Annotated in this window: 21 protein-coding genes; 19 read left to right on the forward strand and 2 right to left on the reverse strand. The window is 49.0% G+C overall.

The genetic code is table 11. The features are described 5' to 3' along the window. Nucleotides 1-583: 583 nt before the first annotated feature. On the forward strand, nucleotides 584-919 hold the full coding sequence (locus ACI1P2_RS24355) for an EthD domain-containing protein (RefSeq protein ID WP_355324032.1): 336 nt from the start codon (nucleotides 584-586) through the stop codon (nucleotides 917-919). A gap of 224 nt (nucleotides 920-1,143) precedes the next feature. Here the strand turns inward: ACI1P2_RS24355 and hmpA are convergent, their stop codons facing one another. After that, nucleotides 1,144-2,325 carry an NO-inducible flavohemoprotein gene (gene hmpA, locus ACI1P2_RS24360; RefSeq protein WP_355324035.1) on the reverse strand — a complete coding sequence of 394 codons (1,182 nt, stop codon included), beginning with the start codon at nucleotides 2,323-2,325 and terminating at the stop codon, nucleotides 1,144-1,146. A 320-nt stretch (nucleotides 2,326-2,645) separates the two neighbouring features. On the opposite strand from hmpA, the gene ACI1P2_RS24365 reads away from it, so the two are divergent. The 14 genes from ACI1P2_RS24365 to ACI1P2_RS24430 all read left to right on the forward strand — a co-directional run bounded on the left by ACI1P2_RS24365 (nucleotide 2,646) and on the right by ACI1P2_RS24430 (nucleotide 19,481). Next, nucleotides 2,646-3,614 carry an ABC transporter substrate-binding protein gene (locus tag ACI1P2_RS24365; RefSeq protein ID WP_408976333.1) on the forward strand — a complete coding sequence of 323 codons (969 nt, stop codon included), beginning with the start codon at nucleotides 2,646-2,648 and terminating at the stop codon, nucleotides 3,612-3,614. A 2-nt stretch (nucleotides 3,615-3,616) separates the two neighbouring features. Next, entirely contained in the window at nucleotides 3,617-4,630 is a 1,014-nt protein-coding gene (locus ACI1P2_RS24370) for a FecCD family ABC transporter permease (protein ID WP_355324040.1), read from the forward strand. Beyond that, the gene (locus tag ACI1P2_RS24375; protein ID WP_355324043.1) at nucleotides 4,627-5,667 is read left to right on the forward strand and encodes a FecCD family ABC transporter permease; all 1,041 of its coding nucleotides are present in this window, start codon (nucleotides 4,627-4,629) and stop codon (nucleotides 5,665-5,667) included. Before ACI1P2_RS24370 ends, ACI1P2_RS24375 begins: the two co-directional genes overlap by 4 nt. 17 nt (nucleotides 5,668-5,684) lie before the next feature. Continuing rightward, nucleotides 5,685-6,506 (forward strand): ABC transporter ATP-binding protein, encoded by an 822-nt coding sequence (locus ACI1P2_RS24380; protein WP_355324046.1) that lies wholly within the window; start codon nucleotides 5,685-5,687, stop codon nucleotides 6,504-6,506. Beyond that, the gene (locus ACI1P2_RS24385) at nucleotides 6,478-7,254 is read left to right on the forward strand and encodes a (2Fe-2S)-binding protein (protein ID WP_355324049.1); all 777 of its coding nucleotides are present in this window, start codon (nucleotides 6,478-6,480) and stop codon (nucleotides 7,252-7,254) included. The genes ACI1P2_RS24380 and ACI1P2_RS24385 overlap by 29 nt, the downstream gene beginning before the upstream one ends. Before the next feature lie 243 nt (nucleotides 7,255-7,497). Further along, complete coding sequence (locus tag ACI1P2_RS24390; RefSeq protein WP_355324052.1) at nucleotides 7,498-8,496, forward strand: ATP-grasp domain-containing protein; 999 nt, start codon at nucleotides 7,498-7,500, stop codon at nucleotides 8,494-8,496. Between the two features lie 74 nt (nucleotides 8,497-8,570). Further along, nucleotides 8,571-9,917 (forward strand): diaminobutyrate--2-oxoglutarate transaminase, encoded by a 1,347-nt coding sequence (locus ACI1P2_RS24395; protein WP_355324055.1) that lies wholly within the window; start codon nucleotides 8,571-8,573, stop codon nucleotides 9,915-9,917. An 8-nt stretch (nucleotides 9,918-9,925) separates the two neighbouring features. Next, complete coding sequence (locus ACI1P2_RS24400) at nucleotides 9,926-11,356, forward strand: MFS transporter (RefSeq protein ID WP_355324058.1); 1,431 nt, start codon at nucleotides 9,926-9,928, stop codon at nucleotides 11,354-11,356. Further along, the gene (locus tag ACI1P2_RS24405) at nucleotides 11,325-13,007 is read left to right on the forward strand and encodes an IucA/IucC family protein (RefSeq protein ID WP_355324061.1); all 1,683 of its coding nucleotides are present in this window, start codon (nucleotides 11,325-11,327) and stop codon (nucleotides 13,005-13,007) included. The genes ACI1P2_RS24400 and ACI1P2_RS24405 overlap by 32 nt, the downstream gene beginning before the upstream one ends. Next, nucleotides 12,982-14,754, forward strand: a complete 1,773-nt coding sequence (locus tag ACI1P2_RS24410) for an IucA/IucC family protein (RefSeq protein ID WP_355324064.1) — start codon at nucleotides 12,982-12,984, stop codon at nucleotides 14,752-14,754. The genes ACI1P2_RS24405 and ACI1P2_RS24410 overlap by 26 nt, the downstream gene beginning before the upstream one ends. Then, nucleotides 14,751-15,530 carry an HpcH/HpaI aldolase family protein gene (locus ACI1P2_RS24415; protein ID WP_355324067.1) on the forward strand — a complete coding sequence of 260 codons (780 nt, stop codon included), beginning with the start codon at nucleotides 14,751-14,753 and terminating at the stop codon, nucleotides 15,528-15,530. Before ACI1P2_RS24410 ends, ACI1P2_RS24415 begins: the two co-directional genes overlap by 4 nt. Next, on the forward strand, nucleotides 15,527-16,738 hold the full coding sequence (locus ACI1P2_RS24420; protein ID WP_355324070.1) for a type III PLP-dependent enzyme: 1,212 nt from the start codon (nucleotides 15,527-15,529) through the stop codon (nucleotides 16,736-16,738). The genes ACI1P2_RS24415 and ACI1P2_RS24420 overlap by 4 nt, the downstream gene beginning before the upstream one ends. Then, a complete protein-coding gene (locus tag ACI1P2_RS24425; protein ID WP_355324073.1) occupies nucleotides 16,735-18,573 on the forward strand; it encodes an IucA/IucC family protein in 1,839 nt (612 codons plus the stop codon). Before ACI1P2_RS24420 ends, ACI1P2_RS24425 begins: the two co-directional genes overlap by 4 nt. Before the next feature lie 143 nt (nucleotides 18,574-18,716). After that, nucleotides 18,717-19,481, forward strand: coding sequence for a M15 family metallopeptidase (locus ACI1P2_RS24430; protein ID WP_408976335.1), 765 nt, complete (start codon nucleotides 18,717-18,719; stop codon nucleotides 19,479-19,481). A gap of 66 nt (nucleotides 19,482-19,547) precedes the next feature. Here ACI1P2_RS24430 and ACI1P2_RS24435 read toward each other — a convergent pair whose 3' ends face one another. Beyond that, nucleotides 19,548-20,861: an amidohydrolase family protein gene (locus ACI1P2_RS24435; RefSeq protein ID WP_355324079.1), complete on the reverse strand. Its 1,314-nt coding sequence runs from the start codon at nucleotides 20,859-20,861 to the stop codon at nucleotides 19,548-19,550. A gap of 206 nt (nucleotides 20,862-21,067) precedes the next feature. On the opposite strand from ACI1P2_RS24435, the gene ACI1P2_RS24440 reads away from it, so the two are divergent. The 4 genes from ACI1P2_RS24440 (at nucleotide 21,068) to ACI1P2_RS24455 (ending at nucleotide 23,908) form a co-directional block, all read left to right on the forward strand. Further along, complete coding sequence (locus tag ACI1P2_RS24440; protein ID WP_355324082.1) at nucleotides 21,068-21,496, forward strand: MarR family winged helix-turn-helix transcriptional regulator; 429 nt, start codon at nucleotides 21,068-21,070, stop codon at nucleotides 21,494-21,496. A 143-nt stretch (nucleotides 21,497-21,639) separates the two neighbouring features. After that, nucleotides 21,640-21,804, forward strand: coding sequence for a hypothetical protein (locus tag ACI1P2_RS24445; RefSeq protein WP_355324085.1), 165 nt, complete (start codon nucleotides 21,640-21,642; stop codon nucleotides 21,802-21,804). Nucleotides 21,805-21,957: 153 nt separating this feature from the next. Further along, a complete protein-coding gene (locus tag ACI1P2_RS24450; RefSeq protein ID WP_355324088.1) occupies nucleotides 21,958-22,230 on the forward strand; it encodes a DinB family protein in 273 nt (90 codons plus the stop codon). A gap of 202 nt (nucleotides 22,231-22,432) precedes the next feature. After that, nucleotides 22,433-23,908, forward strand: coding sequence for a protein adenylyltransferase SelO (locus ACI1P2_RS24455; RefSeq protein WP_355324091.1), 1,476 nt, complete (start codon nucleotides 22,433-22,435; stop codon nucleotides 23,906-23,908). Nucleotides 23,909-23,920: the final 12 nt, after the last annotated feature.

The raw sequence follows: 23,920 nt of genomic DNA on the forward strand, positions 1-23,920 counted from the left end.
AGGAGCCGTATGCCTTAATTGGGCACGTACGGATCTGTGAGGGGCGTGAGCCGTGAGGTTCACGTCTACTCGACCAGTATGATATCGGCAAACTTGCCAAAAAGGGCTGCAAATTCCTCAGAACCCAGTAGCTACAATGGTAAGTACATCCTTTTCGGGATTAGGCCGAGTTGGTAAAGTTCCTCTGCAATCTAGCGTGTCAGCACCATAAAATTTTTTCGGATGGGAGATTTACAATAAAGAAAAAATACTGTACTATATTTTTATAAATTTAGAAATATAGAATTAGGCGAACGGAATGTACACGGAGGTAGAGGAACGCTAAAAACCTGAATCGCGAATTGGCGAATTAATAGGCACCTTATCTGAAGACGTAAATTTTTTTGGTCAATTATTCGATATTTTTAGAAATATAATAATTGATTTGAATGAATGGAGACCTGATGGCTTTGAACTATTTTTTGGCAGGAGAAGTTGATCATTGAAAACTGACAATGAAGTCAGGTTTAGATCTGTTACTCAGTCATTGTCCAGTTTTGAGAGTTCAACTCTCAGCCGCTATTATAGAAAGGTGGAAAACGACATGATAAAGTTCGTCTACATGATTAATCGGATCGAGGGGATGAGTGTTGATAAGTTCGTAGAATATCATCGATTTAACCACGCCCCCCTATTTACCTCGATCCCGGAGGCCAAGAAGTATGTTCGAAAATATGTGGTGTCTCATCCGGTTGCAGCCGAGGGCTATCCCCAGCCCGCGTATGATGGGCTTACTGAAATCTGGTTCGACGGTTGGGCCGACCACGATGCGTTCTTCGCGTCGGACAACTACCTGCAAAAAGTTCAACCCGACGAAAAGAAGTTCATCGACTTCAGTTCTGTCGGTGTCATGGTCACAGAAGAGAAAGTAGTACTCTAACTTTGTGAATCGCCCGTCGTATCACCGCAATTGGTGCCGCTGAGGAGGATCAACAGTTCGTATTACTCCAATCCCGAAGGTACTTGGACCCAAAATCCTAAGACAGTAGAATGCTGCCAAGCAACGAAGAGCACCAACACAATTCGACAGTGCTCTTCGTTGCTTTCTGGCGTGCCTTGAGGCATGCATTTTCTTACCGGAGAAAGTCCGGTCGCGGAAGTCCATTAGGCGTTGGCCAACTGCATGGCAGGACCAAAAAATTCATAGTGAATACGCTCTTCACCCATTCCCATGGCCCGCAGCTCACGAATGATGCTTTCCATGAAAGACACCGGTCCGCATACATAAGCGTCGCCCGTAATATCGACATACTCTTCCAGCACGGCACGATTGATAAAGCCATCCGGCTGACTGGAATAAAAGGTATTGTACTTGACATTGCTCATTTCCACGGCTTTTTCCTCAATATCGCGCTGGAAGGCGGCGAGCTCTTCATTCCGGGCGGCATGCAGGAATACCGTCGGACGGTCAGGTGTCAAATTGGAGACAGTCTCGAACATGCTCATCATTGGCGTAATACCGACTCCGCCCGAGATGAAGGCAACCGGAGTTGTTTTCGTTGTGTCGAGCACAAATTCGCCGGCAGGCGGGCTCACTTCAATCGTGTCACCTTCATGGACCTGTGTATGCAGATACACGGAGACAACGCCGTTAGGATCATTGTCCGCTTCCCGTTTCACGGAAATGCGGAATTCGTCCGAGTTTGGCGCCTGGGACAAGCTGTATTGACGGATCATCATATATTTCTCGCCCGGAATCGTAACACGGACGGAAATATACTGTCCGGGCCGGTATGCAGGCACGCTTAAACCGTCTGCCGGCTTCAGATAGAATGACATGATATTTTCGCTTTCCTTCACCTTTCGGGCTACAATGAACGGCTTGAAGAAATTCCATCCATTCTCCTGCTCCCTTGCTTCCTGGTACATTTCTGACTCAACCCCGATAAATGCATCGGCAATAACGCCATAGGCTTCCTTCCAGGCGTCAAGAATTTCTGCGGTAGCCGCGTCCCCAAGCACCTCCTTGATCGCCTTCAGCAGATGTTCACCTACAATCGGGTAATGCTCAGGCTTGATGCCGAGGCTCACATGTTTATGTGCAATCTGCACGACGGCAGGGAGGATATTTTCAAGATTGTCGATATGAACGGCGGCTGCATATACAGCATTGGCGAGAGCGGTCTGTTGGCGGCCTTTTGCCTGGTTGGCATGGTTGAAAATATTCAAAAGCTCCGGATGAGCTTCAAACAGGTTCCGATAAAAAACCTTAGTAATCGTGGTTCCGTGTTCTTCCAGAACAGGGGCGGTTGATTTGACGATTTTTCGTTGTTCTGCAGTCAGCATAATAGGAAGCCTCCTTAGTTAAAATTTTTATTAATAAAATGATTGTATTTCAAAACTAAGGACAAATTTGTGATTGCACTCACAACATTTAAATTTTTAAGTAACAGCATAACATTTCCGTGAAAAAAGAAAGCGCATCCAATAATGACGCGTAAGCAGAGGATTTTATTGACAATGTCAGATGGGTGTGGTTAACTGAACATTGATGGTAATGATAATCAATATCAATGCCAATTTTTATTCATATTTGAATAGAGAGAAAGGAAGAGGGGACATTGTTGAAGGCGAAGAAAAGCATATTCATGCTGGCTGCAATATTCATGATTGTATTTGTTCTTGCAGGCTGCGGGGGGAATGAAGCAGGCACCACCTCTGAAACAGGCCAGTCAGCAGCGGCAGGACAGCCTGCGGATCAGGGGGATGTCCGGGTCATTGAGCATGCCATGGGCAAAACCGAGATTAAGGGCACACCACAGAGAATCGTGACTTTATATCAAGGAGCTACAGATGCTGCCATAGCCTTGGGAGTCAAGCCGGTAGGCGCTGTGGAATCCTGGCTGGAGCAGCCGTTTTATACATACATCCGCGATGATCTCGACGGGGTTGCTGTTGTAGGGGAAGAAACGCAGCCGAACTTGGAGGAAATTGCGAAGCTGAAACCGGATCTGATTATAGCTTCCAAAACGCGCCATGAAGAAATCTATGAACAGCTATCCCAAATCGCACCAACCGTCACCCATGAAACGTTGTATAAATTCAAGGAGACTGTTGACTTAATGGGGCAAGCGCTGAACAAGGAAGAAGAGGCGAAGAATATTCTGGCCCAATGGGATGAGAGGGTGGCCGATTTTAAAGGTAAAATCAGCGCCAAGCTCGGAGATAAATGGCCTATTGAAACATCCGTCCTTAACTTCAGAGCAGACCATGCCCGGATTTATGTAACCGGCTTTGCCGGAGATATTCTCGATGAGCTGGGTTTTGTACGCTCCGAATATTTGCAGCAGGAAGCTGATAAAGGAACGGTCGTGATCAGGCTGACGGATAAGGAAAGCATCCCAAGCATGAATGCCGATGTTAATTTCGTGTTCCTGTCGGATCCTGGCAATGATGAAGCGGTGCAAAAAAATTATGAGGAATGGACGAAGCATCCGCTTTGGAAAAATCTTGACTCGGTAAAGGCCGGTCAAGTGTTCCAGATTGATGAAGTGGCCTGGAATATGGGCGGAGGCCCGCTTGCCGCGAATCTGATGCTTGATCAGCTCTATGCACACTTTGGATTAGATAAATAAACATGACGCATTTACTTTCCAGCCGAACTGCTAAATATGCGGGCTTAATTCTTGGTTTGTGCATCTTTATCGTCTCTTTTGCTGCAAGCATTGTGTTCGGTCAAACACCCATTCCACTGAAGACTGCTATAGAAGCATTTCTGCATTTTGATGACCAGTCCACTGAACATATCATTTTGACGACATCCAGATTATCCCGCGCCATTATCGCAACCGTGATTGGCACAAGCCTCGCGGTTGCGGGAGCGCTTATGCAGGCTTTGACGAGAAATCCGCTTGCCTCACCAAGTGTGTTTGGCCTCAATTCCGGCGCCGTTTTTTTTGTTGTGCTGGCGCTCTCGTTTTTTTCGGTGTCTTCATTAACGGATTATATGTGGGTGGCATTTATCGGTGCAGGCATTGCGGCCGTTTTGGTTTATTTTCTGGGTTCGCTTGGCAGAGACGGCCTGTCTCCAATCAAGATTGTGCTGGCCGGAGCGGCTATTAACGCTTTATTCGTTTCTTTGTCGCAGGCTTTATTGGTGATCAGCGAGCAAAATTTGGAAGGGGCGTTATTCTGGCTGGCGGGTTCCGTAGCCGGCCGGTCAGTGGATATGCTGATGCCTCTTCTGCCGTTCATGATCGGGGGATGGATTGTTGCATTCCTGTTGGGGCAGCCGGTGAACATCCTGACTTCGGGGGATGACATTGCTAAAGGCCTGGGGCAGCGGACCGTTGCAGTTAAGGCTTTAATGGCGGTGGTCATCATTGTTCTCGCTGGAGGCTCCGTTGCGGTTGGCGGTTCTATCGCATTCATCGGTTTGATTGTGCCGCACATTGTCCGCGGACTTGTCGGAATCGATTACCGCTGGATTATTCCGTATTGTGCAATCCTCGGCGCTAGCCTGCTGCTGCTCGCGGATGTTGCTGCAAGATTCATCATCATGCCGCAGGAGGTGCCTATTGGTGTGATGACCGCACTGATCGGAACCCCTTTCTTTATCTATATCGCACGCAGGGGGTTCTCCAGAGAATGAACAAATATATTACACTGCGCACCCGATCAGGAAAATTATCTTTTCTGGTCGAGAAGAGAACACTCGCCGTGCTTTTGATGCTGTTAATCCTGCTGGCAGTTTTTCTTGTGGCCGGTTTATCGGTTGGAAGCACCCTGATTTCGCCGCTTGAGGTCATCAAGCATTTGCTCGGTGCGGGGAATGAGGACTATACATATATCATTGATACGTTGCGGCTGCCGCGCATGATGCTGGCGATGCTGGTCGGAGCTGCACTGGGCGTATCCGGACTTATTTTGCAGGGGATGATCAGAAATCCGCTGGGCTCACCGGATATTATCGGTGTGACCGGGGGAGCATCTGTGGCGGCGGTCATATTTATTACTTACTTCGCCGGTACGGTCAGTATCGATTGGCTGCCGGTGGCTGCGATTGCCGGAGCTGCGTGCATTTCAGCACTTATCTATCTTTTGGCTTGGAAAAGCGGGGTTACGCCCATCCGGCTCGTACTTATAGGAATAGGTATGGCGGCCGCCATGAGTGCCATGACCACGATGATGATGGTGCTTGGCGATACTGTATCCACTACCCAAGCTTATTTGTGGTTAACCGGCAGTGTATACGGCGCTAAATGGGATGATGTCTATGCGATGCTGCCCTGGGTATTGGTGTTCACCCCATTATCTCTGTTCTTTGCCAGAACGGCCAATGCTCAGGAAATGGGAGATCAGGTGGCTGCCGGTTTAGGAGTAAAGGTGCAGCTGCATCGCTTCGTGCTTTTATTTATTAGTGTCGCCTTGGCGGGATCGGCGGTTGCCTATGCCGGAGGCATCAGCTTTGTTGGTCTGCTTGCTCCTCATATATCCAGAAAGCTGGTTGGCCGCTCATTTGGCAGCCTTGTGCCTGTGTCGGCGCTGATCGGAGGCATGATCGTGTTATTGGCGGACGTAGTGGCCCGAACGGCCTTTCTGCCATCGGATCTTCCGGCAGGCATTTTTGTATCCGGCATCGGAGCGCCGTTTTTTATATATCTGCTCTTCCGCAACCGTCATCAGTGAACAAAGGGGATGAACATATGCCTTTACTGGAAACCCAGGCATTAACGCTGTCCTACGGGAGCAGCCCGATTATAGATGAGCTTCATTTGCAAATCCCCGAAGGGGAAATCACCGTCTTCGTCGGAAGCAACGGGTGTGGGAAATCCACCTTGCTTCGTTCATTGGCCCGGCTGTTAAAACCGCAAAAAGGGGCGGTGCTGCTTGACGGAAAAGCGATTGCCAAGTCACCGACCAAAGAGGTTGCCAGAAATATCGCCATTTTACCCCAAGGACCGATTGCCCCTGAAGGATTAACCGTGCTGCAATTGGTGAAGCAGGGAAGATATCCGCATCAAAACTGGCTTCAGCAATGGTCGGAGGAAGATGAGCGGATGGTGGACAGGGCGATGGAGGCTACGAAAATCAAGCAATTTGCGGACAGGCCGGTCGATGCCCTCTCCGGCGGCCAGCGGCAAAGAGCCTGGATTGCCATGACTCTTGCCCAAGAGACGGATATCCTGCTTCTGGATGAACCGACGACTTATTTGGATCTGGCTCATCAGGTTGAAATTCTTGATTTGCTGTTTGAGCTGAACGAACAAGAGCAGAGGACCATTGTGATGGTACTGCATGACTTAAATCTGGCTGCCCGCTACGCCCATCATATGGTCGCTATCCACAACAAGCAGGTTTATGTCCAGGGTAAACCCGAGGATATCATTACACGTGAAATGGTTCAGGCGGTATTCGGCATGAGCTGTGAAATTACCATCGATCCGCTGTTCGGGACACCTGCGTGCGTTCCGCATGGCAGAGGGAGGAAGATCACCAATGCAGAACGTGCAAATTTCGCACTTTAGTCCGGAAGAATTGCAAATATTAGCGGAGAATTATCGGCTGTCTCCAGGCAGACAGGCTGATAGCCCATTATCTGTTCCAGCGGAGGAGCTGCTGGATTTGGAAAAGTGCCGGGCTTATCTGGAGCAGGCAGCAGCCATTTTTCAAACTCCTGCCGTTGCTGCCGCGGCATCACAGTTTTCCAAGCGGTATGCCTACATGACGATGGCATCCGGTTTGTATGCGATGACCATGTTTAACAAAGGAATGAATTATGGGATTGAAAATTGCCATATGGAGTCCGTATTCCAAGGCAGCTCCTGGCTGCCTGAAGTAAGTCTGAGCGACCGGTACGTCACGCAACCTGCAGCAGAACAACGGGACGAATGGCGTGATCGCGTCATCAGCAGCATCTTCGCTGACAATATAGCCAAAGTGTGGCGTTCCATTTCCAAAGCCGCCAGAATTCCCGTTGCTACTTTGTGGGAGAACATGGCGATTTCCCTGTACTGGCTATATGAGCAGCGGATGGTGGAGGAGGCCTCGGAGGAGCAAAAGCTGCAAATCCAGGCTGATTTTCATTATTTGCTGCATGAAGCGCCGGCACATTTGTTCGGAGAGGAGTACAATCCTCTGGCCAGATTCAACAATCCTGAAATGATCATTACCTCCTCAAATATCCCCAAGCGAAAGCGCAAAACATGCTGTCTGCTCTATAAAGTTTCCGAGGACCATGGCTACTGCACAACTTGCCCCTTAAGAAAGGAGTAGTCCATTGACCACGCGGGTGGCCGTTATGCCACCCTATCAACCTTCCACTCTTCAGCTCTCATCATTCACGCATTTTCCACAGGCTTCAACAAAAATATGCACAATGTGTTTCACAGATATTGACAATGATAATCATTATCATTTATGCTGAGATTACCAGCATATGACTTACAAAATTTACGGAAGAAGTGATTTTTTGAGCGATTCCCGTCCAAATATCAAATCAACAGAGGGGAGTTTTTATTGAGCGAAAATAGGATTCATAACATCCAAAACAGGCTGATTCTTATTAAGGCAAAAGAAATGGGGATCGAAGGCAAGCTGCTTATCCCGGGCTGTGAGGATTTTTTGACACTGAAATATAAGGATAAAGAGCTGATTATCAATAAAACCCGCTCCGACCGGCTGCCGCTGATCGCCGGATTGCTCGCCAGAAACAAGGATGCCTGCAGTCTTTTACTACGAAGAATGGGTCTGCCGGTGCCGGAATATATGATAGTAGCCGAGATGAGCGGCGAGCTGCCGGATTTTCTGAACAGAAATAAAAAAGTAGTTGTAAAGCCGCTGGATGCCAGCCGCAGCACTGGGGTAACCACAGGCATCGAAAGGGAGGCTGACCTTATAGATGCCATCCATACCGCAAGATTACATAGCGAGCTGGTCATTGTACAGAAGCACATCTCAGGTTATGACTGCCGGGTGCTGGTGATCAATGGTGAGGTGGCAGGTGTGCTGGAGTATCAACCGGCGTTTGTCGAAGGTGATGGTAACTCCACGATCGGGCAGCTTATAGACAGTCTTAATGAAGAGCGACTTGGGCGTCACGGCGCAAGGGAATTCGAAACCTTGAAGGTGATAAGAAGAGATTCCGAACGCCTGCTCAAGAACCTTGCAAGTCAAGGCAGGACACTTCGGAATATTTTGGAGAAAAAGGAACGTGTGCAGCTGTTCTATAGCAGCGATATTGAAACGGAGGATGAAATTACAGAAATCGTCATTGACCGTACGGAGGAGATATGTAAGGCGAATGCTGAAATGGCTGTGCGGGCTGCACAGGCATTGAATATCGACGTAGCGGGCATTGATTTCCGATGCGAGGATATAAGCCTGCCGTTAAATCCGGAGTCTGAAGGAATCCTTGAGGTTAACGCTTTACCTGATCTGACTGACCATATCTTTCCGTTCCGGGGAAAGTCCAGAGACGTGGCGGGGGTTTACCTGCGGTATCTGTTTAAGGAATAATGCACGGCATCTGATCTCATCCGCCTTACAGGGAAACTGCTCGCCAGACTACTGAAAAAGGAAGTGTACGAACCATGATTCCGGTAAATGTCGAGAATGCATACTTGCAAATACAGAACGAAAAAGAGTCCAATGCCAGGTCCTATCCGCGTCATTTCCCGCTCGTGATCAGCAAAGCGAAGGGCATGGTGGTGACGGACGTTGAAGACAGACAATATTATGACTGCTTGTCAGGGGCAGGCACGCTGGCACTCGGACATAACCATCAAGTCGTGATCAGGGCTATTGAGGACGTTTTGGACAAGCAGATCCCTTTGCATACGCTCGATTTGGCAACTCCCTTAAAAATCGAATTTATGCAGGAGATTTTCTCCATACTTCCTGAAGGCTTACGAGATACGGCTAAAATTCAGTTTTGCGGCCCGACGGGTGCGGATGCCGTGGAAGCCGCCGTCAAATTGGTGAAGAACGCAACCGGAGGAAAATCCATACTGGCCTTCCAGGGCGGCTATCATGGCTCGACACAGGCTACCATGTCCATGAGCGGCAATCTGGGCAAGAAGCAGCATCTGCAAAGTCTGCTGCCTGATGTGCACTTCCTGCCATTCCCCTATGAATACCGCTGCCCCTTCGGCATTGGCCGGGGAGAGACGGCCAGAATCAGCGCCAGATATATCGAAAATGTATTGGATGACTGCGAAAGTGGAATCGCTGCTCCATGCGGTATGATTCTGGAGACCGTGCAAGGGGAGGGCGGCTCCATCCCCGCGGATATTGAATGGCTGCGCGAGATAAGACGCATCACTGCCGAGAGGGGAATTCCGTTAATCATCGATGAAGTGCAAACCGGAATTGGCCGCACGGGCAAAATGTTCTCTTTCGAGCATGCGGATATTGTTCCGGATGTCATGATTAGCTCCAAAGCCATCGGGGGAGGCTTGCCCATGTCGGTTGTGATTTACAAGCAGGAGCTGGATCAATGGAATCCGGGAGCGCATACAGGCACATTTCGTGGCAATCAGCTGGCCATGGCCACAGGCTTGGCGACCTTAAAGTACATGAAGAGTAACCGTGTGCTTGAAAATGTGGAGCAGCGCAGCAGGCAATTTTTCGCTTACCTGAACAGCCTCAAAGCCAAATACGCTGAGATCGGCGATGTGCGCGGAAGAGGGCTCATGATAGGTGTGGAGATGGTCAATCCATCAGCCCCAAAAGATCAGCTCGGCCATTATCCGCCATTTGGGAAGCTGGCCTCCCTTGTGCAAGAGCGATGCTTTAAAAACGGGCTGATTATTGAAGTAGGCGGCCGTCACTCCGCAGTGATGCGCTTCCTGCCACCGCTTACGGTTACAGAGCATGAGGCTACGGAAGTGCTGTATATATTTGAGAAGTCTATAGAAGAAGCGATAGGCATGCTGTGATTAACAGGATGAAGGCCGGAAAAGCAAACAAACATATCATTTTATTGGCTATTGCGAGCGGCGCTTTTTTATTGGTTTTGACGAACAGCGCTTTTAATGTTTTGCTGCCTGAGTTTGTGCGGATCTACGATATCTCGGCGGCTCTTGGCGGATGGATGATTACCCTGTACATGCTGGCGATGACGATGACCATGCCTTTGACCTCGCTCATCGTGGACCGGATCGGCAGAAAGAGAGCCTATATCATGGGACTTGCCGTCTACTGCGTGTTCTCTATTATGGGCGGGCTGTTTTATAAGCATATTGAGGTTGTATTGCTCGTACGCCTCATGCATGGTGCCGCCGCCGGGCTGATGATTCCTTTGTCGCTGGTGCTGCTGTTTGATCATTACGGTCATGAAATGCGCGGCAGAATCACCGGATTATGGGGGATGCTGCTGATGGTCGCTCCGGCCATCGGTCCGACCCTGGGTGGCTTGATTATGGAATTTGGCGAAATCAAGTATTTGTTCTGGATCAATGTCCCCTTTGCCCTTTTTTCCCTGATTTTGTGCTGTACGCAAATTGCATCCTACCAGCCGAACCGCCGTAAAACGCTTTACCCCGAAGGGGTGGTCCTGATGCTCTTTAGTATTTTCGCTATGAGTCTGGGGATTCATCTCATTTCGGTGAAGGCTGTTTCACTATGGCTGCCAGTAACACTGATGCTGCTGGGGACAGCAGCGGGAGTCCGTTTTATACAAAAAGAGAATGGCAGAACCGAGCCGTTAATCCGCTATCGGCTGCTGCAAGGAAATCCCGTTTATGCAATGACGGTGCTTATTTCCGCCATACAGGATTCCGTTATGTTTGGTGTCATTTTTGTACTGCCGCTGCTGCTGCAGGAGGTTTTTCATTTCTCGCTTGCCATGACAGGAGCCATATTTATTCCGGCAGCGATATTTACAAGCATGTTCTCCTGGATTGGGGGCAGCTTCGTTGATAAAGGCAAATCATTAAATTTTATTGCATATGGCATTGTGCTCATTGCCGGTTCCGTGCTGGTGTTTGCCTTTTTTTCTCAGCAGGTGTCCTTTATCGTCATTGCTCTTATGATGGCGGCCAGAGGAATCGGAAATGGCTTGTCCAGTTTAACGATAACTACGGTCGGGCTTAACTCATTGCCGGAGGAGGACTTGCACGAAGGCTCCGTGTTATCCAGTACGATCGAGCGTTTGACGTCCTCATTTGCGGTTATGCTGCTGGCCGTTTATTACGAAGTCCGCTGGCAAGCGATAGCATCCGCGGGAGAGACTGCCGAGCTTGCGAAATGGCTTGCCTTGAAAGAAGAGTGCTTAACTTTAGGCATCCTGATGCTGGTGACATTGCCGCTTGTTTTAGTTGTGAAAAGGAAGAAGGTAGCTATCGATGTTGGAAACAGAAGACAATCTGCAGTCTGAAATAAAGGCCAATTTCCATCAGTGCAAGGTATTGTTGAACTGTTATATCCGAGAATTTTGCCAAGAGCATCCTGAGACGATCTCCATTGAACCTGATGAAGGTACGTTCAAGCTTCGCTTTCGGGCAAGCGAGGTTCAAATTTGTGGAAGATTGGCATTCTTCTCAGCAGCGGGAGAGCATGAATATGAAAGTTTTTATGTGGATGAAGGAAAAGCGCTGCACTATGCTGATTTGGTCCGTTGGATTATCCAAGAGCTGAAGCAGCATGACCCGTCCATTACGGCTGAACGGTCCGCTGATTTCGCTGCCAAAACAGAGAACAGCTTTCATAAGCTGGCTCTGTTTCTGAAGCATGCCGCCGGCCAAGAGGTAGGGGATTACCTATCATCCGAGCAATCGCTGATTTATGGCCACCCGTTTCATCCTTTTCCCAAAAATACAATGGGGTTTAGCGAACAGGAAGTAATGGCCTATTGTCCGGAGCTGCACACCTCGTTTCAATTGTGCTATTTTGCCGTGCGGGAGGATGTCTTTGCAGAAGAATGGTTGGCGGATGAGCGGCGAATGGATTTTTATGAATACGTGGATGTGCAGGTCCGGAGCATGCTTAAGGATAAAGGCCGCAGATATTCCATACTGCCCGTTCATCCCTGGCAGTACGAGCATGTTCAGACGGTTCAGGCTGTGCAAGAGTATATCGACCAGGATAAGCTTATTCCGCTCGGAAGTTTTGGACCCATGGTCTATCCGACCTCTTCGGTGCGAACCGTGTATATCCCTGAGATGCAATGCAACATCAAGCTCTCGCTGAATATACAAATTACGAATCTGCTGAGGAATAACGACCGGGAGCAAATGCGAAGAACCATGGATGCGGCAAATTATTTATTAAGAAAAAGCTGTTTTGCACAGGAACCGAATACCCGCATTGCTTATGAGACAGGCGTCTGCACGTGCCGGTTCGCTAATGATGATATTACCAAATTGTTTACGTTAGCCTATCGTGCCGTCGATTTCGATGAATCGTCCACGTATGTCCTGTCCAGTCTCGTGGAAGTGCCCCTGGCAGGCGCGCGGCCGCGGCTTTTTTCACTGATCGGCAGTCAGGACATCAACAAATGGTTCAGACGTTATCTGCAAATTTCCTTGCTGCCCATCGTTCGTATAGCCGAGCAGGAAGGGATTCATTTTGAGGCTCACTTGCAAAATTCTTTATTAACGATCAAGGATGGGATGCCTCATACCTTTATGATCCGCGATCTGGAAGGAGTCAGTGTGGACAGGGAGAAGGCTGGCACTGACGAGGAGAAGAACGGACCGCTGTTCTATGCCAAGGAAGAGGCTTGGGCGCGAACGGCGTACTATTTTTTTGTCAATCATTTAGGCTCCCTGATCCATGCGATTGCATACGGTGCACGGGCTCCGGAGGAGCGTTACTGGAAGCTGGTCCAGGAAGTGCTGATGAAAGAAAATGCGAGGCAGGAGAACGAGTTTGTGCATTATTTGCTGAATGCCGATGCCTTCTATGCGAAAAAGAACCTGATAAGCTGTCTTGCGGGAGATAGTGAAAGACCATCTTATATTCCGGTAGTCAACGTAATGAAGCGGATAGGGAGTGAAACGAATGCAGACGATAAGCAGCTTGCATAACGAGGAGGCCTCGTGCCTGGAGGATGTTAGTGAAAGAATTATGCGTCAAACGCTGGAAGCCTTCATATATGAAGGGATTATGGATGTTGATAAATCAGGAAAAGAGAGGCTATTTACAGGGAAAGCGGCAGACGGAGGCAGTGTCCGGTATTCGTGCCAGGCAGACGAGAAGTGGTCTTTCGGCAGAATTAAAATTAAACCGGGCTCCATTCGGAGAGAAGGGGAGGTCTGCCGCAACATTTATGTTTTTCTCGAAGAAGTGATTCAGAATAAGCTGGATGGGCTGCTTGTGGATCAATTTATAAAGGAGCTGCTGGAAACCCTGGTGAAGGACAAGCAGTCAAAGGAGCTGCAGCCAGAGCGAATTGCCCGGGAAGAGAGACATTATGAAGCTTTGGAAAGCCATATGACGGACGGGCACCCTTATCATCCAAGCTACAAATCCCGGATCGGCTTCTCTCTTGCAGATAACCTGGCTTACGGTCCCGAGTTTAACCAAAACGTACATATCCGGTGGATCGCGGTAAACAGGGAACTGGCGGATGTTTCTACAGAAACGTCCCTGGATGAAATTTACCGTCAGCATATTAAGGAAGATGAAATGACCCTGTTCAAGCAAATTGTGCAGGAGCGGGGCAGCAGGGATAAACAGTACGTTTTTCTGCCTGTGCATCCGTGGCAGTGGGGGCATCGGATTCAATCTCTTTTCGTTCAGCAATGGGGGGATAAGGATATTGTTGATCTCGGAGCTTCGAGCAGTGCTTACAGGGCACAGCAATCGATCCGTTCCTTGTCCCATCGCAGCAATGCCCAAGCGAGCTATATTAAACTTGCGCTGAGCATCACGAATACTTCAACAAGCCGCATCCTGGCTCATCACACAACGCAAAATGCGCCGCTCATCAGCAGCTGGCTGCACAAAATCATTCAAAATGATCCGCTGCTGCAGCGGGAAGGGTTTCAAATTTTAAGAGAGGTCATGGGAATTTCATTTCGCTATGATGAACTGCCTCCAGTGCAATATCGGTTGGCTTATGGAACGCTCGGTGCCATTTACCGTGAGAATATCTCGGCCTGTCTTGAAGCTAATGAAGAAGCGTGGCCATTGAATGCATTGTTTTATACCCAAAGAAACGGGGAGCCCTTTATTCAAGCGGCAATCGATCAATATGGAATCGGGCCATGGAGTGAAGCGCTGATCCGCACGGTAACACTGCCGATCATTCACCTGCTGTATGCCCACGGCATTGCGCTTGAATCCCACGCCCAAAATATCATATTGGTGGTTGAAAACAATTTTCCAAAAAGAATCATCGTCAAAGACCTGCATGATGGCGTCCGTTATACGCCGGACAAGCTGCTGCGGCCGGACTGGGCGCCGAAATTACACCCCGAACCGGAGACTCACCGTAAGTTTAATCGATATTCTTTTCTCCAGACGGAATCGGTGGCGGAAGTAAGAGATTATACCTTTGATGCTTTTTTCTTTATCTGCATGAGCGAAATCTGCTTTGCGCTTGAGAAATTTGGATGGAGTGAGCTTGAGTTTTGGCAGACGTGCGCACAAACGATTCTAAACTACCAGCAGGAGCACCCGGAATATCAGGAACGTTACGAGATGTTTGATTTATTTTCAGAAGCTGTGCTTGTAGAAGAGATGACCAAGAGAAGGATCTATGGAGACGGAGAGCTGTATTTCCGGAATGTGAAAAATGCTTTGCGATTGGCAAAGGATCTACTGTCATGAGAAAAAACAGGCTGAAAGAAAAAATAAACAGAAACGAAGCGGTTTACGGTTTATTCGTGTCGATACCGCATCCGATTGTGGTCGAACTGATCGGCCATGCGGAGTATGACTTTGTCATCATCGATTATGAGCATGCGTCAACCAATATGGAAACGGTCGAGGAGCTGGTCCGGGCCGCAGAGCTGCTGGAGATTACACCGCTTGTGCGCATATCGAGGGTGGACCGGATTGAAATCTTGAAGGTGCTGGACTGCGGCGCCCAGGGAATTGTCATTCCGCATGTGGAACGCAAGGAACAGGTGGAAGAGGCTGTTTATTATGCCTACTACCATCCCATTGGCGGAAGAAGTCTGAACAGCGGCCGGCCAGGTGTATTCGGAAAATACCCGTTAAACGAATATATAGCAGCGGCAAATGAAGAGATCATGATCGTGCCGATGATCGAAAGCGCAGAGGGCATTCGGCAAAGCGAAGCGATTTTGTCAGTGCCGCAAATCAGCTTTGTGCTGGAGGGGGCGGCAGATCTGTCCCAGTCGCTGCAGGTGCCGTGGAATACGGAGCATACGGAGGTGCAAAGAAATTTGATGCAGCTGTTTGAAGCAGCGCAACGCTCTAATGTCCCATATGCCGCCGTTTCAAGAAGTATAGACGGTCACAAAAAATGGGCGGCAAAGGGTGTTCGAATTTTTGTGCTGGGAGATGACCGGAACACTGCTTTCAGAGCCTACGGACAAAAGCTGAATGAATATCGAGGGACTGCCGGAGGGGAAACATGAATGAGAAGGTACTAAGTTTGATCCACGAGCTGCGGGAAAAAAGCAGTAAGCCGATCTGCGCTTATATTTACGATCTTGACGGCATCCGGCAGCATGTCAGCAACATGTTAAGCGTGATGCCTGCACAAGCAAGTCTGTTTTATGCAATCAAGGCCAATCCTGATTCACGAATCATAGAAGCTTTGTTGCCGCTCGTGACAGGGTTTGAAGTAGCGTCGGCCGGTGAGCTGCTCAAGGTGAGAGGGGTATCCGCAACCGTTCCGGTTTTATTTGGAGGACCGGGGAAGAAAGACTATGAGCTTGAGCTGGCGCTCAGCCATAATGTGTCCTATATCCATGTAGAAAGCCTGCTTGAAATAAGAAAGCTGATCCTGCTGGCGAGGGAGCGGAAAAAGGATACACATGTGCTGCTGCGCATTAATCTGAGGACAGATACATTGCCACAGACGAAGATTCAGATGGGTGGCCGTCCAACCCCGTTTGGGCTGGATGAGCTGTTCATTGGAGAGGCTATTTCCCTGCTAAAGGGGGCAGACAATACTCATGTTCACTTCAGCGGTTTTCACTTTCATTCCTTATCCAACAACCTGCAGCCGGATGTGCATGCAGACATGGTTCATTATTATCTGCAGAAGGTGGCGGAGTGGAAGAGCAAATACGATTTAGACATTAAAGTCATCAACGCAGGCGGCGGAATCGGGGTCTCCTATGATGATGCGCCGGGTTTTGACTGGCAGCGATTTACCAGCTTGTTAGCACAAACTGAATTTCCGTCCGGTTTGGAGGAAGTACAACTCTTTTTTGAGCCGGGAAGAGTGATTGTCGCCGATCACGGTTACTACGCTGCAGAGGTTGTGGATATTAAGCCGTCACAGGGGAAAAATTTTGCTGTGATCAGAGGCGGTACACATCATAACCGATTGCCTGCCTCGTGGGGGCATAATCATCCGTTTTACGTTGTTCCTGTTGAAAGCTGGCCCTACCCATTTCCAAGGCCGGAAATCAGGCAAGGGAAGGTTACGGTCGTTGGCGAGCTGTGTACGCCCAAGGACCGGCTTCATACGGATGCCGAAGTGGAAAGCTTGCGTGTAGGGGATGTGTTGATTTTTGAAAAGTCGGGCGCCTATTGCTGGACGATTTCCCACCATGATTTCCTGGGACACCCGCATCCGGAATTTTACTATATTACGGGAGGGGAATATGAATGAGGCAGCATGGCACAGCTCAGGTTCAGAGCAGAACAGCTGAACAGCTGATCATGAAGGACTTGCTGAATGCGTTCATCGCGGAGCGATTTTTTAGCATAAACGGGGACTCTGTATCACCGCTCTCAGCAGTGCCCGCCAATGTCCGGCAGCTTTATCCCGGGTATGTAGACGCTTTGGTATACACCGGTGAAATCTGCTTTCTGATCGAGGAAAGCTGCAGGCAGGGAGTTCAGTGGGTACCGGATTCCCCTATATATCACTATAAAAATCAAGAATGGGTTGAACTGAACTCGCCGAGCGAGCTGGCTCAGATCGTGCTGTACAGCTCATTATCCCCAGAGGCTTATGCACATCCGGGAGTACTGGAATTTTTGGATGGATTGAAGATGACCGTTCAGCAGTTGAACCTGAGCCTGCAGCGGTTGGCGGACCAGCTTGTTTCTGTACCCGAAACGCCTTATGACTGGTATGTGACTGGAGAGCGAATTGCCTCGCTGCGTGACAGGCCGTTTCACCCGCTTGCGAAAGCAAAAACAGGTTTGTCAGCGCAGGACTATCAGCAGTATATGGCCGAATTTGCAAAACCGATTGGCTTGCGGTGGGTGGCAATTAACAATGATTCCATTACCAAAGGATGCCCGGAAGGCAATTTAGAAGCGCTTGATGTGTTGAACGAGCTGGAAAGAGCGGCCATTGAAAATGAATTGGCGGAGAAAGGCATATCCAAGCAACAGTACACGATCATCCCCGTGCATCCCTGGCAGCTGGAAAATATCATTCAGCCCGATTATCAAGCGGAGATCGGGGACAAAACTGTTGTGATATTGGAGGTACAAGCAGGCCAATTTCTGGCGACCTCCTCGGTACGCTCTTTATCAGCGGTGGCTGCATCAACCCGAATGTTAAAGCTTCCTCTAAGCGTGAAATCGCTCGGCGCTGCCAGGTACCTTCCTGTTGTAAAGCTGCTGAACGGCTTGGCCGGTGAGCGGATGTTCCGCCAGGCCATAGCCTGTGACGAAAAGCTCGCAGGGCGGGTATTTTTATGCGAAGAACAGCATTGGTGGGGGTATATGCCTGAATCGATGGGGTTATTCGATGATCACCCCCGCCATTTAGCGGCACAGGTGAGAATTTATCCGCACGAAGTTTTGCAGGAGGAATATAAAATCATACCGATGTCCTCATTGGGTGTGGTACTGGCCGGGAAACATCATTTTCTTAGCACCATTTTGGGAGGAACACCTTCCAAAGCAGAAGTGCTCGCATTTTATACAGAGCTTTCAACAGTATTTTACGATATCGTCATGAGATTATTTAAAGTGGGCATTGTGCCGGAGATCCACGGGCAGAATTGCTGCCTTGTCCTGAAGGATAACAGAATCGTTGGCCTGCTGTTCCGGGACCATGATTCAGTGCGGCTGCATCAGCCGTATTTGGATAGGCACGGGATCGCGGACCCGGGTTATCATATCAGACCGGGGTATTCCAACAGTTTATACAATGAAACACTGGAAAAATTGATTTTCTATGTCCAAACGCTCGGCACCCAGGTCAACCTGGCTTCAATTATGGAAGCCTTGTCCGAGGCTTATAGGATTCCGGAAAGCATCTTTTGGAAGATAACAGAAGCGAAATTAAGGGACGCCTTAAATACCATCGATATTCCGGAGGCGGACCGGAGCAGGCTGCACAAGGCGCTTTTTGAGCAGAAGGAATGGCCGGTAAAGCTGATCATTCGACCGCTCTTGGAGGCCGACGGTGTCCCGGGAGCGATGCCGTCCGGAAAGGGCAGCGGGTATAATCCGTTTCATTCTGCTTTAAAAAATAGCTTTTAGATACAGAGGCGGTTTCTGATCATCAGAAGCCGTCTTCTTTTTGCGGTTATCGTATAAAAAGGATACAATGTAGGATGTAGATCGGAGGTACATACGTGTTGAAAAGAAATGCATTGTTTTATGTGGGGTTGCTGCTTGTCTGTATGGGATTGGTAATTCTGCTGCCGGCGTGCGACAAAGGGCAAACCCTTCAGTCCCACGAAGCCAATACCAACAAGACAGGCAGCTCTCAGCAGGAGGGGGCAAAGGCGGTAATGACACCTGCCTCAGAGGGGAAGCCGAACAGCCCGGACAACGGCTCACTGCCTGTGATCGCCGATCCGGATGCGGTAACCGTGCTGGTGAATAAACAGATCAGACTCCCGGAAAATTACATCCCCGCTGATTTGGTTTATCCGAATGTCCGCTTTATTTTCAAAGAAAAGATTGAGAAACGGATGCTGCGCAAAGAAGCCGCACAAGCGCTTGAGACGATGTTCACTGCCGCAGAGAAGGACGCAATCTATCTCGCAGGGGTGTCCGGTTATCGTTCGGAGGCGAGGCAGAAGGTTATTTTTAATCAGTATGCCGCCAAAGACGGCGAAGAAAAAGCCAAAACCTACAGTGCCTATCCGGGGACAAGCGAGCACCAAACCGGACTCGCCATCGATGTTTCAGGCAGTGACGGAAAGTGTGCAGCAGAGTCCTGCTTCGCGGGCACACCAGAAGCGAAATGGCTGGCAGCCCATGCGCCCGATTACGGATTTATTATCCGCTACCCGGAAGGTAAAGAGAAAATTACCAGTTACAAATACGAACCGTGGCACATCCGCTACGTAGGCATTGAGTTTGCCAAAGAGATTAGCACTAAAGGAATCACGCTGGAGGAATACTTTGGAGAAGCTGTACCTGTGACGGCGCAGCCTTAATGATCCGGTTCAATTCACAAAAAAGGGAAGGGGGACGTGATCCCCTTTCCGACATTTTCTTAGCAATTAATTGATCGGTTGCTGAACACCGTTGAACCATACGGATTTAATGGACAAGCTATCCGATATCTTGGTAGTCGGGTCGCCATCGACCAGCACGAGGTCAGCACGCGCGCCTTCGGCGATGCGGCCGCGGTCATGAAGATGAAAGCGGCGGGCTGTTGTGGAGGTAGCCGCCCGCAGTGCTTCCAGCGGAGTGAAGCCTGCCTTAACCAGCAATTGCATTTCATGATGAACGCTGGCACCGTGGGCAAGGCCGCCAAGCTGCGGCACGGGAACCGGAGAAACATCCGTACCGACCAGAATATCGACCCCGGCATGGTGCAGATCCATCACGTTTTTAAAGCTGTTCTCCATATTTCCTTGTGGAAAGGTGTTGAAGCTGGAGTTCAGGATATCGATCCATTCCGGACTTAATTTGGAATACACGCGCGGATCATCAGCTAACTCTGATGCCGAATTTCCAATGATGGAGGCATTCAATACCAGGCATGGTATAACAAAAGCGTCTGCCTCTGCGATGGATTTTACCAGCTCCGGTGTTGACTCTGGCCGATCCATAAACAGGTGGCCCAAACCGTTCACACCGAGCTCGATTGCGGTTTGTGAGGACCGAGCAGTTAATACGTGGGCAATGACCTGTTTATTAAACTTGTGGGCTTCGTCCACGGCTGCTTTTAGAATGTCATCGCTTAATACAGGCAATCCGGGTGCGCCCATAACCGTTCCTTCTTCAATCATGATTTTAATATAGTCAGCGCCATTCTCTACTTGGGCACGCACATGTTTGATCGCTTCTTCGATCGTTGTAACCTGCGGCACTTCTTCGTGATCATGAGCATAAGCGGCCAGCATCGCCTCCCGTTCTGCTTCTGATAGCTTCTCCAGTTCCTTCATTATAAACTCAGGGATTTCACCGTCATCCGGCAGCAATTCATCAGGATGACCGCCAGGAGCGGTAACCGCCGTACCGGCAGAACGAACATCTGCGATATCATGCAAATTTTTCAGCTGTATCTCGCGGCCTCTTTTCGTAAAATCACCATTCATTTCGAGTTCCGTCGTGACACCGAATTTTACTGCATCCCGTAATCCGCCGATGGAAGTATGGACATGTGCATCAATCAAACCAGGCAGTAATGTCGCATTCTCCGCATCTATCACCGCTGCTTCTGCCGGAATTTCTCCCCCAACTGCAATAATTTTTTCCCCTTTGATGACCACAGTTCTTGCATTGATCACATTTTCCCCGTCAAAAATGCGAGCATTGGTAATAGCCGTAATCTTTTCCGATGAAAGGTTTTGCTTTTCGTTTGTCATAACATTGCCTCCTAGTTAATTTTCGAACTGAACATATACTAACAGTTAGAAAACTAACTGTCAATAAATTATCTTTTGGTTGCATTACCATTATAGGCTTAACTTCGTTCGAATGTAGTTGGATTGACAGTCGAATGAACTATTTGTATAGTTGTTTTGTTAACAGTTAGATTCCTAACGTTTAGATGTGAATTAGGAGGATCCGAATGATGGCCCGTAAGGACACACCTTTTTTGGATTTGATGCAGGTGATCGGCCTTAAGTTGAAGAAAAGAGCGGATGATAGTATCAAAGAGCTGGGGTTAAATGCTCATCAGGGCAAAGTAATCAGCTATATTTATGAGAATCAGGATAAGGCTTTAATTCAAAAGGACCTGGCCGACCGATTTCATCTGCGCGGCGCCAGCATAACAAGCATGCTGCAGGGCCTTGAAAAAAGAGGATTTATTGAGCGTAAAATTCCGGCCAATAATGAGCGGCAAAAAAATATTTATGTTTTGCCCAGAGGCATTGAATTAATTGAAGCCTTTGATGAATCCTTTCAAAAGGTGGAGGACGATATTGTCCAACCTCTGACAGAAGAGGAGAAGCAGACGCTCAAGGAATTGCTGATAAAAATCAACCAACACCTATAATATATTCCGCCCGGTCCCCGCAACAAAAAAGTTATGAATAAGGCAAGCCTGACAATGTATATATCTTTCTTAATAAAAAGCGATTTGCGGGGTGGAGCATGAAACCGGCGTTTGAAAGTCCTTTTCAAGTGTATGTAGTAGAAATGTCTTCAATTAAAACGTTTATTCTGCTCGAGATCGGTTTGGGAACGCTGATTTATAACCTTTGGCTGGTGGTGCTTCATAATGCCCTGCTGGCAGGATCCAGCGGTTGGGTGACGACGGAAGTCATCAAGCGGACACTCAAGCTGCTCAACCTGAGAATTTAATTTCTTTTGTTGTCCATTCAGGATGCCTGAACGCTTAAACTCACTGTAATATACATTTTGCCCGGTATGGAATGAAGGCTCGATAAAAGTTTTATTAAAAGCCAATTGGATCTGGCCTCCATACCAGCCCGCAGGGAGGCGCTGGAAAGCAGGATGGCGCTAATTGATGAATTTGACGAAAGCTTCAGTGTTCTCAGTGCTCTGCTGAGTGGGATCGAAGAGGAGCAGCTAAGCGCAGAATGGACATTGAAACAGGGAGAACAAATTCTGTTTGAACAGCCGCGGCTGCTTGCGCTGAGAAGTATCGGAATAAATCATATGATTCATTATCGGGCTCAGATTACCGTCTATTTGCGGCTGCTCAATCAGCCGGTGCCCGGGCTTTATGGTCCTTCCTCCGATGATATAGCGGCGATGGCCCGATAACGAAGAACTTTATATTGCACTTTGGTAAAAGGTCAAGAGCCGAGCGATATGCCCACAGTTCTTGGCCTTTTGTGCTGGCATTCTGAGCAATTCCCTTGTAGGTTCTAAAAAAACAGTTTGGGGCAGAAAAATGGAGTTAGGGTATAATACACGAAGGGAAAGAAAAAATAACGACGAAAATTTAATGAAAATAGGTGCTGGTATGACAGAGAATAAAGTAATCCAGAAAGCAGGCTGGAATTTCGATAACAGTTATGTAGAGCTCCCGCAATTATTCTACAGCAGACTTCAACCCGATTCCGTGCGCTCCCCCAAGCTTATAGCATTTAATCATTCCTTGGCAGAGTCTCTTGGGCTGCATGCTCAAGCTTTGCAAAATGAAGAGGGGGCAGCGATATTTGCCGGGAACGTTATGCCCGCGGGGTCTTTGCCTATTGCCCAGGCTTATGCAGGACATCAATTTGGAAATTTTACGATGCTGGGTGACGGGCGGGCGGTTTTGCTTGGTGAGCAAATAACCCCCGACGGCAAACGGTACGACATTCAGCTCAAGGGTGCAGGCAGAACGCCATACTCCCGCGGCGGAGACGGCCGGGCTGCGCTTGGTCCGATGCTGCGTGAATACATCATCAGCGAAGCGATGCATGGACTTGGAATCCCCACCACCCGCAGTCTTGCGGTAGCTGTAACGGGAGAAATGATAATTCGTGAAACGGAGCTGCCGGGCGCGGTTTTAACCCGTGTCGCTGCCAGCCATTTACGTGTCGGCACCTTCCAATATGCAGCGGGGTGGGGAACGAAAGAGGACCTGCGGGCATTGGCAGATTATACACTGTGGAGACATTTTCCTGATGCTGATTTAGGAGACAACCGCTATCTGGCTCTGTTACGGGAAGTCATCCGCCGGCAGGCTGCGCTGATCGCGAAATGGCAGCTCGTCGGCTTTATCCACGGAGTGATGAACACGGACAACATGGCTCTTAGCGGAGAAACGATTGACTATGGACCTTGTGCCTTTATGGATGTATATAACCCGGGTACAGTATTCAGCTCGATCGATGTTCAGGGGCGCTATGCCTATGGCAACCAGCCTCACATCGGTGCCTGGAATTTGGCCAGATTCGCTGAAACCTTGCTGCCGCTCTTGCATGACGAGCAGAAGGAAGCAATCCGGCTAGCCGAGGAGGAGATTGCAAATTATCACGAGCTGTTTCACCGGAACTGGCTCTCGGGAATGAGGGCGAAGCTGGGATTATTCAATGAAGAAGAGCAGGACCAGTCGCTTGTGGATGACCTGCTTCGCTTGATGGAACAGCACCAGGCGGATTATACCAATACATTTCTGGCGTTAACTTTTGATAATCAGGAGGACAACGCTCTGTTCGGTTCCTCTGAAATTACTCCTTGGCATGAACGGTGGCAGGAGAGACGCGGCAGACAGGAGGAATCCCTTGATTCTTCCCGGGAGCTGATGCGGAGCAGCAATCCTGCGCTGATTCCCCGCAACCATCGGGTAGAGGAAGCGCTTGAGGCTGCTGTGCAGCATGAAGATTTGAGCGTGATGCAGCGGCTGTTGGAGGCTCTTTCCAACCCCTTCGCGCATTCCCCCGAGCAAGCGGAGTACTGCAAGCTGCCTGCACCATCTGGACGACCGTACCGCACCTTCTGCGGCACATGATTTTATATAATT

It is taken from the genome of Paenibacillus jiangxiensis (assembly GCF_046098255.1).
Lineage (GTDB): Bacteria > Bacillota > Bacilli > Paenibacillales > Paenibacillaceae > Paenibacillus > Paenibacillus jiagnxiensis.